The sequence below is a fragment of the Bacillus sp. FDAARGOS_527 genome (assembly GCF_003812125.1).
Classification (GTDB): domain Bacteria; phylum Bacillota; class Bacilli; order Bacillales; family Bacillaceae_G; genus Bacillus_A; species Bacillus_A paranthracis.
Genome location: NZ_CP033795.1, coordinates 3,096,565 through 3,112,632, shown reverse-complemented (window position 1 = coordinate 3,112,632; position 16,068 = coordinate 3,096,565). Strand labels below are relative to the sequence as shown.

Genomic DNA, 16,068 nt, shown 5'->3' with positions numbered 1-16,068 from the left:
GAATTCCGTGGCATTTGAATTTAAACTACCAGATATCGGTGAAGGTATCCACGAAGGTGAAATCGTAAAATGGTTTATTAAACCAGGCGACGAAGTAAACGAAGACGACGTACTTCTTGAAGTACAAAATGATAAAGCAGTAGTAGAAATTCCTTCTCCTGTTAAAGGTAAAGTACTTGAAGTACTTGTAGAAGAAGGTACGGTTGCAGTAGTTGGAGATACATTAATTAAATTTGATGCTCCTGGATACGAAAACCTTAAATTTAAAGGCGACGATCATGACGAAGCTCCTAAAGCTGAAGAAGCAAAAGAAGAAGCTCCTAAAGCTGAAGCTACTCCAGCAGCAACTGCAGAAGTAGTAAATGAGCGCGTAATCGCTATGCCATCTGTTCGTAAATATGCTCGTGAAAACGGCGTAGACATTCATAAAGTAGCTGGTTCTGGTAAGAACGGTCGTATCGTAAAAGCTGACATCGATGCATTTGCAAATGGTGGACAAGCAGTAGCAGCAACTGAGGCTCCAGCAGCAGTAGAAGCTACTCCAGCAGCAGCGAAAGAAGAAGCACCAAAAGCACAACCAATCCCAGCTGGTGAATATCCAGAAACTCGTGAGAAAATGAGTGGTATCCGTAAAGCAATTGCGAAAGCAATGGTTAACTCTAAACATACAGCTCCTCACGTAACATTAATGGATGAAGTAGATGTAACTGAACTTGTTGCTCATCGTAAGAAGTTCAAAGCTGTGGCAGCTGACAAAGGTATTAAATTAACTTACCTTCCATACGTTGTTAAAGCTTTAACATCTGCATTACGTGAATACCCAATGTTAAACACTTCTTTAGATGATGCTTCTCAAGAAGTAGTTCATAAACATTACTTCAACATCGGTATCGCAGCTGATACAGACAAAGGTCTATTAGTACCAGTTGTTAAAGATACAGATCGCAAGTCTATCTTCACAATTTCTAACGAGATCAATGATCTTGCTGGTAAAGCACGTGAAGGTCGTTTAGCTCCTGCTGAAATGAAAGGCGCTTCTTGCACAATTACAAACATTGGTTCTGCAGGTGGACAATGGTTCACTCCAGTTATCAACCACCCAGAAGTAGCAATCCTTGGTATCGGCCGTATCGCTGAGAAACCAGTTGTGAAAAACGGTGAGATCGTTGCAGCTCCAGTATTAGCATTATCTCTAAGCTTTGACCATCGTTTAATTGACGGCGCAACTGCTCAAAAAGCATTAAACCAAATTAAACGTCTATTGAATGACCCACAATTATTAGTAATGGAGGCGTAATAACAATGGTAGTAGGAGATTTCCCAATTGAATTAGATACAGTCGTTGTTGGTGCAGGTCCTGGTGGATACGTTGCGGCAATTCGTGCAGCACAATTAGGTCAAAAGGTAGCGATTATTGAAAAAGCTAACCTTGGTGGCGTATGCTTAAACGTTGGATGTATTCCTTCAAAAGCGTTAATCAATGCAGGTCATCGTTATGAGAATGCAATGCATTCTGATGACATGGGTATCACTGCAGAGAACGTAAAAGTTGACTTTACAAAAGTTCAAGAATGGAAAAACGGCGTAGTTAAGAAATTAACTGGCGGTGTTGAAGGCCTTCTTAAAGGTAACAAAGTTGAAATCATTCGCGGTGAAGCTTACTTCGTAGATGCTAACACATTACGCGTAATGACTGAAGATGCAGCTCAAACTTATACGTTTAAAAATGCTGTTCTTGCAACTGGTTCTACACCAATCGAAATTCCAGGATTCAAATACTCTAAACGTGTTATCAACTCTACAGGTGCTTTAAGCTTACCTGAAATTCCTAAAAAACTTGTTGTAATCGGCGGCGGTTACATCGGTATGGAATTAGGTACTGCATATGCTAACTTCGGTACAGAAGTTACTGTAGTAGAGGCTGGCGACGAAATCTTAGCTGGTTTCGAAAAAGCTATGAGCTCTGTTGTTAAACGTGCTCTACAGAAAAAAGGTAACGTAACAATCCATACAAAAGCTATGGCTAAAGGCGTTGAAGAAACAGAAACTGGCGTAAAAGTTAGCTTCGAAGTTAAAGGTGAAATCCAAACTGTAGAAGCAGATTACGTATTAGTAACTGTAGGTCGTCGTCCAAACACTCAAGAAATCGGTCTTGAGCAAGTTGGAGTTAAAATGACTGACCGCGGCATCATCGAAATCGATGAGCAATGTCGTACAAATGTACCAAACATCTATGCAATCGGTGATATCGTTCCTGGACCACCATTAGCTCACAAAGCTTCTTACGAAGGTAAAGTAGCTGTAGAAGCAATTAGTGGCCATGCGTCAGCTATCGATTACATCGGAATTCCTGCAGTATGCTTCACTGATCCAGAATTAGCATCTGTTGGTTACACTAAGAAACAAGCTGAAGAAGCTGGAATGACTGTAACTGTATCTAAGTTCCCATTCGCTGCTAACGGTCGTGCATTATCATTAAACAGCACTGACGGTTTCTTACAACTTGTAACACGTAAAGAAGATGGTCTTCTTGTAGGTGCTCAAGTTGCAGGTGCAGGCGCTTCTGATATTATTTCTGAGATTGGTTTAGCTATCGAAGCTGGAATGACAGCAGAAGATATCGCTCAAACAATCCACGCTCACCCAACATTAGGTGAAATCACAATGGAAGCAGCTGAAGTTGCTCTTGGAATGCCAATTCACATTGTAAAATAATTTAAGTAATGAAAATAGCCCATCTCTTATTTAAAGAGATGGGCTATTTTTTATTTTATAATAAAAGTGGCTTGCAAGGTCTTTATACGTACTTGTCGAATGAATATATAATAATTTAATTGAATTGTTAAAACATATATAAATCCAAAAGCCATATATATGCTTTCGTGTAATATGTAATTGATTCAAACTTAATACCATATATTAATAAAATAGAGCATGTCAAAGGAGAATGTTCCATGAGAATATTACATGTTATATTTTATCATTTTTTATTATGGAGTGGTTTTTCCGTTGTATTATCATTATCAAATGGTGATAAGTTGCATTATAAAGTTATTCTATTTTTTGTATTTCTTTATTTAGCATATGTGATCGCATATTTTGTATTGAAAATTAGAAAGCAGGCATTATTCCTTACGTGTTCAAATTGCATACTTTTCTTAATTATATTTTCTATTTTTTAAATTAACGTTTATAGAAATACATTGTTCTTCCATTAAATAATTTTAACTCTCCTTCTAATTTCTTCGCTAGAAAACGGCAAAATTCATTTGCTTTTCCTTTATCACCAAATGTTGCATTAGGTGGTAAAGAAACTTGAATATAAGTTTGTTCCTTTTCTATACCGACACCAACATAAATGGAGTCATATCGATCGTGAGTAGATTGTAGTTTGAATGTTGTTGCTGATGTATCTAAAATTTCATACGGAAAAGCGGTATTTGTATAAGCGTAATTAATTTGAACACCAGTTTTGGAAGTAACTGTTTTATAATAATGAAAAAGTTGTTTTATATCATCTATTGAAACAGATTGTTGATTGGATTTAGGTACAAGCGTAATAAAGGCATGTTGCATATAAGTTCCCCCTAACTTAGTAGAATACTCTCATTCTACATCCTACTGAATTTTTTGACAATTAAAAGGAGTATTCCTTTTTTTGTTTAATATACTAATGAAAGGTGATGTAGAAAGGTGGAAACCGATGTTTGAAAAATTGTATGATGAGCATGAAAGTGTGAAGGTACGATTTTTGGGGTTTATGACACATGATAATCGTTATGATTTTGGTGTTATTTATACAAATATGTTTTTTGGAAAGCCACTTATTGTTTGCATGCAAACAGGAAGGTCTACTTTACTTGGACGAGATGATGTAGAGAATGTTCAACATTTACAGGAAGTTTTCAAATTAGGTTCAGAAGAGGAAGCAGCTGAGTTATCTCAGTTTTTCTCATTTCTAGTTCCATCTACATCTTTGCATGCGGAATACGAAGAATAAATAATGTAAAACAGTCGTACGTATAAATATGGCTGTTTTTTTGTTTGAATATCGCATACTAATTTAAATTTAAAATATTTAATGTGTTATACTAAAAACCTATTGACGTAAAAAGTATAACATATTAAAATAAAGACAGAAAGTTAAGCGGTTACAAAAAGTTTTTGGGATTATAAACTTAGGGGGAAATGAAAAATGGGAACAATCGTATGTCAAGATTGTGAAGGTACAATTGCACACTTCGAGGATGAGAAAGTAACAGTACTTTACGGGAAATGTGGATCTTGCGGATGTGATCACACAGAGCATACAAATGCCCAATAATTGATAGGAAATGGACAGCTGAAAGTTTTTAGGACCATAAACTTAGGGGGAAATGAAGAATGGGAACAATCGTATGCCAAGTATGTGAAGGAACAATCGGACATTTTGAAGATGAAAAAACGACAGTGCTTTACGGAAAATGCGGAACAAATTGTGACTGTGCTAGTAGAGATAATGCGAAAGCTTAATGATAAATAAATAGATTACTATTAAAACTCAGGGGGAAATGAAAAATGGGAACAATCGTATGCCAAGTATGTGAAGGAACAATCGGACATTTTGAAGATGAAAAATCAACAGTACTATACGGGAAATGTGGATCTCATTGCGACTGTGACCATAAAGAACATTCAAAAGCTTAAATAAAAAAAGCGCCTACATATGTAGGTGCTTTTTTTAATAAACTGTAGTTGTGTTGCCAACTGTTGCAACAATTGCATCATCTCTAATCGGAATAAATCCTATGGATGTCTGTGGTGTGCTAGGAGAAGCGTGGTAGCTCATGAGACGGCTATCAATACGGGTAATAGTATCGGTTAAGAAAGCGGAAATGAAAGCGTAAGGGACTCGTCGCTCATTTAATGCGTATATAATTTCTTCTTTTGTTTTTACACCTACGCCATGCCCATAAAAAAAGAAATTTCCTAGATAGATAGTATTTTCTCCTTGCCACTCGATTGTAGCTGGATTCACTTGTGGATTTTTAAAGTAAACGAGATCACCTGGGACAAGATCGCCACCTGTCTTTGTTATGAGCTTTAAATCTTGATCGTAGTCCCACGTATAAAGTAAAAGGTTTGCAAAGAGACGGTTGAAAGTTTCTTCCTCATATAATGCTAGTAAAGCTTTGTAAAAAATAATGATCATAGCGGTGGCACATTCAGTTCCATATAGTTTTCCGTTTTTGAAAATATCTTGTATGGCAATGGAAGGGGGTATGTTTGGAAGGAGCTCGAATCCTCCAAGAGACGTTCTTTTCCAATACTGAGGGTTACAAAAAGATTGTTGAAATGTGCGAAACTGAAAACCACTTTGAAAAAGTTCTAATGCAGAAGTAATAATATTAACACGCAAATTTAGATCAAAGCTGAGTTCACCAGATGTTCGGAAGGAATAGATTTCTTGATTTCCTGCCATTATAGATAAAATTTGTTGTTTCTCATTTGCAAATGGCTCATATTCATTTGTGATATAAGGATGTACAATAGAACGGCCTATTACAATCATAGTAGTATCCCCACCTATACGTTACATTACATAATATCGTATGAGAAAAGGGAAAAAGGGTGAAAAAAAGCCTATCAACTGATAGGCTTGTACTCTTTGATCACGCGTAATGTTTGTAATGTCATATCTTCAGGACCTTGTACAGGTAAACCTGCTTCTAAGTTTTTACGAATATACTCTAAGTTGTCTTGTGTAATAATTTCCCCCGGAGTAAAGATTGGAATCCCTGGCGGATAAACCATAACGAAATCAGCTATAATACGACCTGCTGCATTTTCAAATGGGATGACTTCTGTTTCCGAATAAAAAGCATCTCGAGGAGAAAGTGCTAACACAGGTATTTCTGGAATTTCTACTTGCACTTGAACACCTTTATCAGCTTTATTTTTAAATGTTGCTGATAAATCTTGTAATGCCGCAATAAGTGTATTCGTTTCACTTTCTGTATCCCCAAAAGTGACAAGACATAGTATGTTGTATAAATCTGAGAGTTCTACTTCAATGTTATATTGCTCTCTAAGCCATACTTCAGCCTGATGGCCTGTAATACCTAAATCTTTTACAGATACAATTATCTTTGTAGGATCATAGTTAAAAGTAGCATCCGTACCTAGCATTTCTTTCCCTGGACAGTAAAGATCTTCAATATCATTTATAGCATTACGAACTTGTTCCGCTAATTGTATTGTTTGTTCTATGAGCGCTTTTCCTTCTGTAGCAAGACGTTTTCTAGCAACATCTAGGGAGGCTAACAAGATGTAAGACGTTGATGTAGTCGTAAGCATGCTAATAATAGATTGAACATGTTTTACGTTCACAAGGCCTTCTTTTACATTAAGAATAGAACTTTGCGTTAAAGATCCACCTAATTTGTGAACACTCGTTGCTGCCATATCTGCACCGGCTTGCATCGCTGACATCGGCAGTTCATCGTGAAAATGAATATGAACACCATGAGCCTCATCAACGAGTACAGGGATATCGTAAGAATGTGCTAATTGTACAATCTGTTCTAAGTCCGCAGCAAAGCCAAAGTATGTTGGATTAATAACAAGTAAGCCTTTCGCATCTGAGTGCTCTTCAAGTGCTTTTTTGACAGATTGGATTGTGATTCCATGTGAAATACCAAGTTTTGGATCGATTTCAGGATGCATGAAAATAGGTTTTGCACCTGAGAAAATAATAGCTGACATTACTGATTTATGCACGTTTCGTGGCACTAGTATTTTGTCACCAGGACCGCAAACGCTCATCACCATTGTCATTATTGCGCCACTTGTACCTTGAATAGAAAAGAAAGTATGATCCGCACCAAATGCAGCGGCTGCTAAATCTTGTGCTTCTTTAATCATACCTTTTGGATGATGTAAATCATCGAGCGGCGCAATGTTAATTAAATCAATTGCTAATGCATTATGCCCAATAAATTCGCGAAATTCAGGATCCATGCCTTGCCCTTTTTTATGACCTGGAATATGGAATTGAATTGGATTTCGCTTACTGTGCTCAACTAAAGCGGTAAACAATGGTGTTTCGTATTGGGACAATCTATACACCCCTTCTTTTTTTTATATTTATTAGAGTTTGTTTTATATAATCTTGTTCTAAAAAAGTTACGTTCTTTTTTAGAATGAGACTTGTTTTTCTGCCATTCACAAAAGCTTTTTTGAGATGGGAGCTTCACTTTATTTCCTATAAAACAAAAGCATTATATCACCAATAATTATAGATGTATAGCAAAAAATATTTTTACGGTGAGTATGTTAAATAGTAGCTGCCTACTAACTTCTAGTGGAAGGCAATTCCATTAAAATGAATAAATAGTGTATAATGCAAAGTGACTATAGTGAAGTAGAAAAAATCACTTTAAGATAGCGTATTGAAATAAGAAGAAATGATAAATGAGGTGCGAAATGGAATATCAATATCCGTTAGATTATGATTGGTCAAATGAGGAAATGGTTACAATTGTGAAGTTTTATGAAGCGATTGAGAAAGCATATGAAAAAGGAATTGTAAGAGAAGAATTAATGGGTTTATATCGTCGTTTTAAAGAGATTGTTCCATCGAAAGCAGAAGAAAAGAAAATTGATAAAGAGTTTCAAGAAGTAAGTGGATATTCTATATACCGTGCGATTCAGAAGGCTAAAGAAATTGAAGAAGAAAAGCTTGTGAAAATGTAAAAATATTTTGAAAAATAAAAACTGAAGTGATATAATGTGATAACAACTAAAAACGGACAATATAAATTGTCCGTTTTCTACTATCGATTACAAAGTGCATATAAAGGAAGGAGTGATTGCATCGTAGATTCAATCTTAGCAAGGAATTGTTCGTTGGTCATTGCTGAAAACTCCTCTGGTGATATATGAATACCAACTAATAATTCTGCTTTTTTTACAGTAGCTAGACGTTCAATCATCTTTTGTAAATCATTTGTTTCAAGTGTTTTATGTAATTTTACACTTGGTTTAGTATGGTCAATGGACCAAACGAAGTCATTTGGAATATTTGTTTTTAAATCATTTATATGTTCTAAGAAGGCGTGAGCCGTCTCCACTTTTTGTGGACACTCATAGATTAAACCAAAGTATATGAAGGCATGAGTACCCCATAATCCAATTTGGAAATGTGGTAGCATTTTATATCCGCGTTTATTTGTTGAAAAAGCAACCCAAGTATCGTTTGGTGGATTGACTTTGCGACGTGCGTGTTTTGCTACATGATAAAAAAAGTTCTCATCAGTTTGTTTGGATAAATACGCTGCAAACTGTTCCCCTAAAGCTTCTAGCTTAGGATGAATGTTCGTTTTAATTGCACTCATTCGTTCTTCGAGACCATCAACTGTAAAGACCTCAAAATCAGTTGATTTGAATGTTTGTAGTGTCATGATTGTTCCTCCAACTCCTATTTTGCTTTTATTTTAGCATAGCTTGTACTATTCATAAAAAAAACAGCACAAAAAAATTTAAATAAAAAAATATAATTTTGTTGCATAGATGATTTATCCAACATAGTATAGTATAAAACAAAAAATCAGAAAATTGAATTAATTCTAGTCCGAGGGCAGACGAATATTGGGAGGAGGCAAATAATATGAGACAGGTGATTAATGCGTTAAAGAGAACAGATGCTGAAAAGAGAATACCGGTGCTACGTTTGGAGCTAGATTATGAATTAGCAACTTTATATGATGCGATGATGGAAGATGATAAACAGAAAAAAGAAGAGTGTGTACAAAAGTTAGAAGTGTTAAGACTTGAAATGATTCGTTTAGAAGCGTAATAATAGTATATGTATAAAAAATTAGTTGGTGCGAACCTTATAAAGGGTTCGTTTTTTCTGTGAACAGTATAGATCGGAGTGTTTAAACATGCAAGAAGTATGGAAAGACATCGATGCACACGCCAAACAGTGGATTCGGGATGCGGGAGAGCATTTAATGGCATCAATGAAAAAAGCACTTATTATAGAAACAAAATCAAATGCAGCTGATTTAGTAACAAATATGGACCGAGAAATAGAACAGTTTTTAATTGGGAAAATTAAAGAAACATTCCCACATCATCATATTTTAGGTGAAGAGGGCTATGGAGACGAGGTAACTTCTTCTGACGGGGTTGTTTGGTTAATTGATCCAATTGACGGCACGATGAACTTTGTTCACCAAAAAAGAAATTTTGCGATTTCAATTGGAATTTATGAGAACGGTATCGGAAAGATTGGACTTATTTATGATCCAGTTCATGATGAATTATATCATGCGTTAAAAGGGGCTGGAGCATTTTGTAATGAAGTACCGATACCTTTATTAGAAAAAGGTACTGTAGAGCAAGGTATTGTAGCTTTAAATGCGATATGGCTTACCGACAATCCATTGCTTAATATGGAAAGTATGATGGCACTTGTTAAGAAAGCAAGAGGCACGAGATCATATGGCTGTGCAGCATTAGAGATGGTATACGTTGCAACTGGAAGAATCGATGCATATGTAACGCCTAGGTTATCGCCATGGGACTTTGGCGGGGGACAGATAATTGTAGAGGAAGTTGGAGGCAAGGTAACAACATTCTCCGGAGCGCCACTTTCTATCGTAGAGAAGAGTAGCGTATTAGTTGCGAAGCCAGGGGTGTATGAAGAAGTGTTATCGTTTATATCCAAGTAACAAAAAAAGTAAGAGGCTGTATACAGGCTTCTTACTTTTTGACGTTATTGCGATTTACGCATTTTTCTTTTTGTTACAAAACCGTATCCAACTGTAACAAATGTGCCGATAATGCAAATAATAATACCGATTGGACTATTTTCAGCAATCATAATGCCGATACCAATTAAGAAAATAACACCGATAATTGCAGTTAATAAAAAGCGATATTGAATGTGTTCCATTTCTTCACCCTCCAATCTCATTTTACTTTCACAAAAGTAAGAATACAACTATATTTTCATTCTTGATTTTATTTTAATTGCTATTGTATCCCCTTCGCTCTTATAATAGAGAAGGATTAAAAAGACATTAGGAGTTGGACATGTTGAAAAAACGACAAGATTTACGTAATATAGCAATTATTGCCCACGTTGACCATGGTAAAACAACACTTGTTGACCAGTTATTACGTCAAGCGGGGACTTTCCGTGCGAACGAACACGTTGAAGAGCGCGCAATGGATTCAAATGATCTAGAAAGAGAGCGCGGTATTACAATTTTAGCGAAAAATACTGCGATTCACTATGAAGATAAAAGAATTAACATTTTAGATACACCAGGTCACGCTGACTTCGGTGGAGAAGTAGAACGTATTATGAAAATGGTTGATGGTGTTTTACTTGTTGTTGATGCATATGAAGGTTGTATGCCACAAACACGATTTGTTTTAAAGAAAGCTCTTGAGCAAAACTTAACTCCAATCGTAGTAGTAAATAAAATTGACCGTGACTTCGCTCGCCCTGATGAAGTAGTTGATGAAGTAATTGACTTATTCATCGAACTTGGTGCAAACGAAGATCAATTAGAGTTCCCAGTTGTATTTGCATCAGCAATGAACGGAACAGCAAGCTTAGATTCAAACCCAGCAAATCAAGAAGAGAATATGAAATCATTATTTGATACAATTATTGAACATATTCCTGCACCAATTGATAACAGCGAAGAGCCACTTCAATTCCAAGTAGCACTTCTTGATTACAACGACTATGTTGGACGTATTGGAGTTGGACGCGTATTCCGCGGTACAATGAAGGTTGGACAACAAGTTGCTTTAATGAAAGTAGACGGAAGCGTAAAACAATTCCGCGTAACAAAATTATTTGGTTACATGGGATTAAAACGTCAAGAAATTGAAGAAGCAAAAGCTGGAGACTTAGTAGCTGTTTCTGGTATGGAAGACATTAACGTTGGTGAAACAGTATGTCCAGTTGAACATCAAGATGCGTTACCATTATTACGTATTGATGAGCCAACACTACAAATGACGTTCCTTGTAAATAACAGTCCATTTGCAGGTCGTGAAGGTAAATATATTACATCTCGTAAAATTGAAGAGCGTCTTCGTTCACAATTAGAAACAGATGTAAGTTTACGTGTAGATAATACAGAGTCTCCTGATGCATGGATCGTATCTGGACGTGGGGAACTACATTTATCTATCTTAATTGAAAACATGCGTCGTGAAGGTTATGAACTACAAGTATCTAAGCCAGAAGTAATTATTAAAGAAGTTGATGGCGTAAGATGTGAGCCTGTAGAGCGTGTACAAATCGATGTACCTGAAGAATACACTGGTTCTATTATGGAATCTATGGGTGCTCGTAAAGGTGAAATGTTAGATATGGTGAATAACGGAAACGGTCAAGTTCGCCTTACTTTCATGGTTCCAGCACGTGGTTTAATTGGTTACACAACAGAATTCTTAACATTAACTCGTGGTTACGGTATTTTAAACCATACATTCGATTGCTACCAACCAGTACACGCTGGACAAGTTGGTGGACGTCGTCAAGGTGTTCTAGTTTCACTTGAAACAGGAAAAGCATCACAATACGGTATTATGCAAGTTGAAGATCGTGGTGTAATCTTCGTTGAACCAGGTACAGAAGTATATGCTGGTATGATTGTCGGAGAACACACTCGTGAGAATGACTTAACAGTTAACGTTGTGAAAATGAAACAACAAACTAACATTCGTTCTGCGACGAAAGATCAAACTTCAACAATGAAAAAACCACGCTTAATGACTTTAGAAGAATCATTAGAGTACTTAAACGATGACGAGTTCTGTGAAGTAACTCCAGAATCAATTCGTTTACGTAAAAAGATTCTTGATAAGAGCGAACGTGAAAGAGCTGCTAAGAAAAAGAAATCTGTAGAAGCGTAAAATAGTAAAACAGCTACCTTTAATTAAGGTAGCTGTTTTTTTATGTTTATTTTTTAGAATATTTACTCTTTTTGTGGACAGTATTTTTTTCACAGGTTACTCTTGTATTAAGTACATAAAGAAAAATGGTTTGATTTATGAGGAAGGGGGATAAATGGTGTTAGAAAGAATGTCGTTTTTTGCGAAGTTATGTAAAGTTGATGAAAATCCAGAGCTAGGGATGTGGTTACTGTATGGCGTCATTATTATATTAAGTGCACTTGTGTATAATTTAGGTTTTGCAAGAAAACTATCTATAATAAAAAATATAGTGATATATATATCGTTAGCGATTGGGTGTACAGTGTTAACTTTCTTTGCAGTTTTTTTACCTGTTGGAGAGGGGCTTGTTGTAGCAGCAATTGTACTTGGGATTTATAGGTTGCGATTACGTCAAGCAAGACAACAAAAAGCAGGATGAGGGGGAGTTTTATGCGTTCCGTACAAGATGCGTTATATAATTGGTTAACAATTAAAACAGTTGCCGAAGCACGTCCGGATGATAGTGCTGCAAAAGAAACGTATTTGTTATTTCAAAATATGATATATGAAGAACATAAATTGAGAAATGTGGAAGTTAAGAAGAACGAGGAAATGTATTTAGTTACATATGAAATAAATGGAGAAAGAAAATCTGCAAGGTTTCCATTAGAAGCTATTGATTGTTTTTTGGATCAAATGAATCGCGAACCTGAAAAATATAAATAAGTCCTTTATCATATTGATAAAGGACTTATTTATATTTTACCAATCGTCTTCGACTTTTTTATCACGATATAATCGGAAATTACCACTTGCATGACGTTCCATCGTACGTTCAGCAATTCGTTCCGAACATTCCATGCACATATATGTATGAATAGGGCGATTACGCAGCTTTTTTGCCATAGGATTTTCATCATCTAACATATCTTTTTTATCACAAATCATACATTTGACTCTCATTTCGTCACCTCAATACGAATTCTATCAGTATAAGTATATCATGGAAGTGTAATGTTTTTGAATAATAGTGGGAAAAAATAATATTTTCGCAATTCGAAAAATAGGTTATGATAAGGATATATGAAGTATATTTGGAGGTGGAAATATGGCGAATGTAGTAGAGCCCACATTAACAGATGATTTAGTACAAACGTTACGTAAAGAGTGTATTGTTATGGTAGCAACAACAGATTTTGAAAAACAAGTTCCTAACGTAAGTGCTATTTCTTGGGTGTATGCAGTGAGTAAAACTAGTATTCGATTTGCAGTAGATCAACGTTCACGTATTGTGGAAAATATAAGACATAGTACTGGAGTGGTATTGACTATAATGGCGAATGAATCCGTATTTTCCATAAGTGGTGCAGGTGAAATTTTGACTGATAGAATGGAAGGCATTCCTCTAAAATTAACTGTAATAGAAGTAAATGTACAAGAAGTACGTGATGTTATGTTTTATGGTGCAAAACTTGCAATTGAGCCAACATATGAAAAAACGTATGATCTTCGTGCAGCTAAAAAGCTCGATAACCAAGTGTTAGCAGGAATGAAAGAATTATAAATGTGATAAATAAGAAAGTCAGTTATTAACTTTTGTAATCACTTATTGTGATTTTATGTTAATAATTATAATTAAAAGTAATATATTGAATAGAAATGAATAAAAAATAAATAAAAGGTTTAATGGCTATAAATTTCGATTCTACCTCGTTTATACGGTACATATAATTATAACAATGGTTCGTCCATATTTTATGGATGAAACCCTTGTTCTACAAATTTAAAAGTGGAGTCAGGGGGTAACAGGTTGGATAAAATTTATGTGTTAGATACGAATGTACTTTTGCAGGATCCTTTATCTATTTTTTCATTTGAAACCAATGAAGTAGTGATTCCAGCAGTTGTATTAGAAGAGGTTGATTCGAAAAAACGTTATATGGATGAAGTAGGACGAAACGCTCGTTATGTATCTAAGTTAATAGACAAATTTCGTGAAATAGGAAAACTGCATGAAAGTATTCCGCTAGAAAACGGCGGTACATTTCGTATTGAATTAAATCATCGTTCGTTTGTCCAACTACAAGATATTTTTGTAGAAAAAACAAATGATAATCGAATTTTAGCTGTAGCAAAAAATCTATCTTTAGAAGAACAAGAAAAAGAGGACGGGAAGTCTGTTATTTTAGTAAGTAAAGACGTGCTCGTAAGGGTAAAAGCAGATGCAATAGGTTTAAAGGCGGAAGATTATTTAAGTGATCGGGTTATTGAAGTGGAAAATATATATTCAGGATTTTTAGAAGGATATATATCAAAAGAACAATTGGATTATTTTTATGAAAAAGGCGAATTGCCTTTATCCGAAATTGCAAATCATCCTTTTTATCCAAATCAGTTTGTAGTAATGAAAGATGCGTTAGGTGGATCTAGTTCAGCACTAGGTATTGTGGATCATTTAGGTAAGAAGGTAAAGAAACTTATTTTTCCAAATGAACAAGTATGGGGAATACGACCACGAAATGTGCAGCAAATTATGGGATTAGAATTGTTGCTTCGTGAAGATATTCCACTAGTTACGCTAACAGGGAAAGCTGGTACAGGAAAGACATTACTAGCTTTAGCTTCGGGGCTCATGCAAACGGAAGATTTAGGGTTATATAAAAAACTACTCGTTGCACGGCCAATTGTTCCAGTTGGGAAAGATATCGGTTATTTACCGGGAGAAAAAGAAGAAAAGTTAAGACCGTGGATGCAACCGATTTTTGATAATCTAGAGTATTTATTTAATACGAAAAAACCAGGAGAGTTAGATGCTATTTTAGCTGGAATGGGTTCGATAGAAGTAGAAGCTCTTACGTATATACGCGGGAGAAGTATTCCAGATCAATTCATTATAATTGACGAAGCACAAAATTTAACGAAGCATGAAGTGAAAACGATACTAACGAGGGTAGGAGAAAAAAGTAAAATCGTATTAATGGGAGATCCTCAGCAAATTGATCATCCGTATTTGGATGAATATAATAACGGTTTAACATACGTTGTAGAGAAGTTTAAAGAGCAACGTATTAGTGGTCATGTAAAGTTTGTTAAAGGGGAGCGATCTAATTTAGCTCAACTAGCCGCAGATTTACTATAAAAAGGAGTGAGCAAAAGCTCACTCCTTTTCTTTAAATAATTGTAAATTTGCGGATGTTACGGATTGGATTTTGTCTATTAGATCCATCATTGTAATATAAATGAACAGGTCCATCTTCTTTTAATGGTTTTCCTTCTTTTGAAAAACCAAGAATAGCATGTTTGACAGTTTCTAATGGAAGCGTTATTGTATCATCTACTGTTTCGATCTCGACTTGCGTAGCGTCATCTGAAATTTCGGCATTAGCAAGAAAAGGTTGAAATGGTATACCGAACGTTCCAGTAATTAGCTGTTCTTTTTTAAATTTCTTTACACTTTGTTGTATCGGCGGGAAAGCAGCACCATCACGGATTTCGCGATCCCAATGTTCCGAAGTGTTTTTTAAATAAGCTTCTAGTTCTGAAGTGTTTTCTCTCGTTTCATCAAAGTAAGTTGTCAAATCTACTTTTCGATCATCAAAGATCCAAACGGTTGGATCGATAGTGATTGGAAAACGAACTTTTCCATTAATAAATAAAATTTCGCTCATTGTTGTTCCCCCATTTGTGTTATACTCCCACTTTTCAGTATAATAGTATTAGACACTATTGTCACAAAAAATGTTTCTATTGCAATTTATTAAAACTATCGCTAATATTAATAGATAGGAGAGAGTAGGACGGAAACGGAGGGAATCAATTTGGCGTCTGAGACAGTATCAAATCATCAGGAAAAGGCACTAGCCCTTCTACAAGCGGATGCGGAGAAGATTTTAAGACTTATTAAGGTGCAAATGGACCATCTTACAATGCCGCAATGTCCATTATATGAAGAAGTGTTAGACACACAAATGTTTGGACTATCCCGCGAAGTCGATTTTGCAGTTCGCCTTGGTCTTATTGCAGAAGAACAAGGGAAAGCAATGTTAGGAGAGCTTGAACGTGAGTTATCTGCACTTCATGAAGCATTTACAAACAAACAACAATAACGGGTTCAAATAAGGG

General features: G+C 35.6%; 23 protein-coding genes. 16 read left to right on the top strand and 7 right to left on the bottom strand.

Going from position 1 to position 16,068, the window contains the following annotated elements; all coding sequences use genetic code 11:
* Nucleotides 1-7 precede the first annotated feature (7 nt).
* From pdhC to EGX95_RS18590, 3 genes are all read left to right on the top strand, one after another.
* Nucleotides 8-1,297: a pyruvate dehydrogenase complex dihydrolipoyllysine-residue acetyltransferase gene (pdhC, locus tag EGX95_RS18600; RefSeq protein ID WP_000863427.1), complete on the top strand. Its 1,290-nt coding sequence runs from the start codon at nt 8-10 to the stop codon at nt 1,295-1,297.
* A gap of 5 nt (nt 1,298-1,302) precedes the next feature.
* Nucleotides 1,303-2,715, top strand: coding sequence for a dihydrolipoyl dehydrogenase (gene lpdA, locus EGX95_RS18595; RefSeq protein WP_000260111.1), 1,413 nt, complete (start codon nt 1,303-1,305; stop codon nt 2,713-2,715).
* A gap of 239 nt (nt 2,716-2,954) precedes the next feature.
* On the top strand, nt 2,955-3,182 hold the full coding sequence (locus EGX95_RS18590) for a hypothetical protein (protein ID WP_001221350.1): 228 nt from the start codon (nt 2,955-2,957) through the stop codon (nt 3,180-3,182).
* Between the two features lies 1 nt (nt 3,183).
* Here EGX95_RS18590 and EGX95_RS18585 read toward each other — a convergent pair whose 3' ends face one another.
* Complete coding sequence (locus EGX95_RS18585; protein WP_001163309.1) at nt 3,184-3,576, bottom strand: DUF1885 family protein; 393 nt, start codon at nt 3,574-3,576, stop codon at nt 3,184-3,186.
* A gap of 127 nt (nt 3,577-3,703) precedes the next feature.
* Between EGX95_RS18585 and EGX95_RS18580 the strand changes: the two genes are divergently transcribed.
* The 4 genes from EGX95_RS18580 to EGX95_RS18565 all read left to right on the top strand — a co-directional run bounded on the left by EGX95_RS18580 (nt 3,704) and on the right by EGX95_RS18565 (nt 4,686).
* On the top strand, nt 3,704-4,000 hold the full coding sequence (locus EGX95_RS18580; protein WP_001993838.1) for a DUF3055 domain-containing protein: 297 nt from the start codon (nt 3,704-3,706) through the stop codon (nt 3,998-4,000).
* A gap of 195 nt (nt 4,001-4,195) precedes the next feature.
* On the top strand, nt 4,196-4,324 hold the full coding sequence (locus EGX95_RS18575; protein ID WP_000536779.1) for a GapA-binding peptide SR1P: 129 nt from the start codon (nt 4,196-4,198) through the stop codon (nt 4,322-4,324).
* Nucleotides 4,325-4,383: 59 nt separating this feature from the next.
* On the top strand, nt 4,384-4,512 hold the full coding sequence (locus EGX95_RS18570) for a GapA-binding peptide SR1P (protein WP_000536805.1): 129 nt from the start codon (nt 4,384-4,386) through the stop codon (nt 4,510-4,512).
* A gap of 45 nt (nt 4,513-4,557) precedes the next feature.
* Nucleotides 4,558-4,686, top strand: coding sequence for a GapA-binding peptide SR1P (locus EGX95_RS18565; RefSeq protein ID WP_000536793.1), 129 nt, complete (start codon nt 4,558-4,560; stop codon nt 4,684-4,686).
* Nucleotides 4,687-4,720: 34 nt separating this feature from the next.
* Here the strand turns inward: EGX95_RS18565 and EGX95_RS18560 are convergent, their stop codons facing one another.
* Both EGX95_RS18560 and speA read right to left on the bottom strand, forming a co-directional pair.
* Nucleotides 4,721-5,551 (bottom strand): protein-glutamine gamma-glutamyltransferase, encoded by an 831-nt coding sequence (locus EGX95_RS18560; RefSeq protein ID WP_000635351.1) that lies wholly within the window; start codon nt 5,549-5,551, stop codon nt 4,721-4,723.
* 74 nt (nt 5,552-5,625) lie between these two features.
* Nucleotides 5,626-7,098, bottom strand: coding sequence for an arginine decarboxylase (gene speA / locus EGX95_RS18555; protein WP_000084879.1), 1,473 nt, complete (start codon nt 7,096-7,098; stop codon nt 5,626-5,628).
* A 366-nt stretch (nt 7,099-7,464) separates the two neighbouring features.
* Between speA and EGX95_RS18550 the strand changes: the two genes are divergently transcribed.
* Nucleotides 7,465-7,734: a UPF0223 family protein gene (locus EGX95_RS18550; protein WP_000456556.1), complete on the top strand. Its 270-nt coding sequence runs from the start codon at nt 7,465-7,467 to the stop codon at nt 7,732-7,734.
* Nucleotides 7,735-7,814: 80 nt separating this feature from the next.
* Here EGX95_RS18550 and EGX95_RS18545 read toward each other — a convergent pair whose 3' ends face one another.
* Complete coding sequence (locus EGX95_RS18545; RefSeq protein ID WP_000175082.1) at nt 7,815-8,441, bottom strand: YktB family protein; 627 nt, start codon at nt 8,439-8,441, stop codon at nt 7,815-7,817.
* A 206-nt stretch (nt 8,442-8,647) separates the two neighbouring features.
* On the opposite strand from EGX95_RS18545, the gene EGX95_RS18540 reads away from it, so the two are divergent.
* Both EGX95_RS18540 and EGX95_RS18535 read left to right on the top strand, forming a co-directional pair.
* Complete coding sequence (locus tag EGX95_RS18540; protein ID WP_001250164.1) at nt 8,648-8,836, top strand: hypothetical protein; 189 nt, start codon at nt 8,648-8,650, stop codon at nt 8,834-8,836.
* Nucleotides 8,837-8,924: 88 nt separating this feature from the next.
* Nucleotides 8,925-9,716: an inositol monophosphatase family protein gene (locus EGX95_RS18535; protein ID WP_001158693.1), complete on the top strand. Its 792-nt coding sequence runs from the start codon at nt 8,925-8,927 to the stop codon at nt 9,714-9,716.
* Nucleotides 9,717-9,760: 44 nt separating this feature from the next.
* Here EGX95_RS18535 and EGX95_RS18530 read toward each other — a convergent pair whose 3' ends face one another.
* Nucleotides 9,761-9,940: a DUF5325 family protein gene (locus tag EGX95_RS18530; RefSeq protein ID WP_000400127.1), complete on the bottom strand. Its 180-nt coding sequence runs from the start codon at nt 9,938-9,940 to the stop codon at nt 9,761-9,763.
* 140 nt (nt 9,941-10,080) lie between these two features.
* On the opposite strand from EGX95_RS18530, the gene typA reads away from it, so the two are divergent.
* From typA to EGX95_RS18515, 3 genes are all read left to right on the top strand, one after another.
* Nucleotides 10,081-11,925, top strand: a complete 1,845-nt coding sequence (gene typA, locus EGX95_RS18525; protein ID WP_000914763.1) for a translational GTPase TypA — start codon at nt 10,081-10,083, stop codon at nt 11,923-11,925.
* 157 nt (nt 11,926-12,082) lie between these two features.
* A complete protein-coding gene (locus EGX95_RS18520) occupies nt 12,083-12,385 on the top strand; it encodes a YlaH-like family protein (protein ID WP_000893666.1) in 303 nt (100 codons plus the stop codon).
* A gap of 11 nt (nt 12,386-12,396) precedes the next feature.
* A complete protein-coding gene (locus EGX95_RS18515; RefSeq protein WP_001258148.1) occupies nt 12,397-12,672 on the top strand; it encodes a hypothetical protein in 276 nt (91 codons plus the stop codon).
* A gap of 36 nt (nt 12,673-12,708) precedes the next feature.
* Here the strand turns inward: EGX95_RS18515 and EGX95_RS18510 are convergent, their stop codons facing one another.
* Nucleotides 12,709-12,909, bottom strand: a complete 201-nt coding sequence (locus EGX95_RS18510; protein ID WP_001995040.1) for a YlaI family protein — start codon at nt 12,907-12,909, stop codon at nt 12,709-12,711.
* A 145-nt stretch (nt 12,910-13,054) separates the two neighbouring features.
* Here EGX95_RS18510 and EGX95_RS18505 point away from each other — a divergent pair, with 145 nt between their 5' ends.
* The gene (locus tag EGX95_RS18505) at nt 13,055-13,510 is read left to right on the top strand and encodes a pyridoxamine 5'-phosphate oxidase family protein (protein ID WP_000024588.1); all 456 of its coding nucleotides are present in this window, start codon (nt 13,055-13,057) and stop codon (nt 13,508-13,510) included.
* Nucleotides 13,511-13,756: 246 nt separating this feature from the next.
* The gene (locus EGX95_RS18500) at nt 13,757-15,085 is read left to right on the top strand and encodes a PhoH family protein (RefSeq protein WP_000358084.1); all 1,329 of its coding nucleotides are present in this window, start codon (nt 13,757-13,759) and stop codon (nt 15,083-15,085) included.
* A gap of 31 nt (nt 15,086-15,116) precedes the next feature.
* Here the strand turns inward: EGX95_RS18500 and EGX95_RS18495 are convergent, their stop codons facing one another.
* Entirely contained in the window at nt 15,117-15,614 is a 498-nt protein-coding gene (locus EGX95_RS18495) for a molybdopterin-binding protein (RefSeq protein WP_001289788.1), read from the bottom strand.
* A 150-nt stretch (nt 15,615-15,764) separates the two neighbouring features.
* Between EGX95_RS18495 and EGX95_RS18490 the strand changes: the two genes are divergently transcribed.
* On the top strand, nt 15,765-16,052 hold the full coding sequence (locus EGX95_RS18490; RefSeq protein WP_000135695.1) for an Fpa/YlaN family protein: 288 nt from the start codon (nt 15,765-15,767) through the stop codon (nt 16,050-16,052).
* Nucleotides 16,053-16,068: the final 16 nt, after the last annotated feature.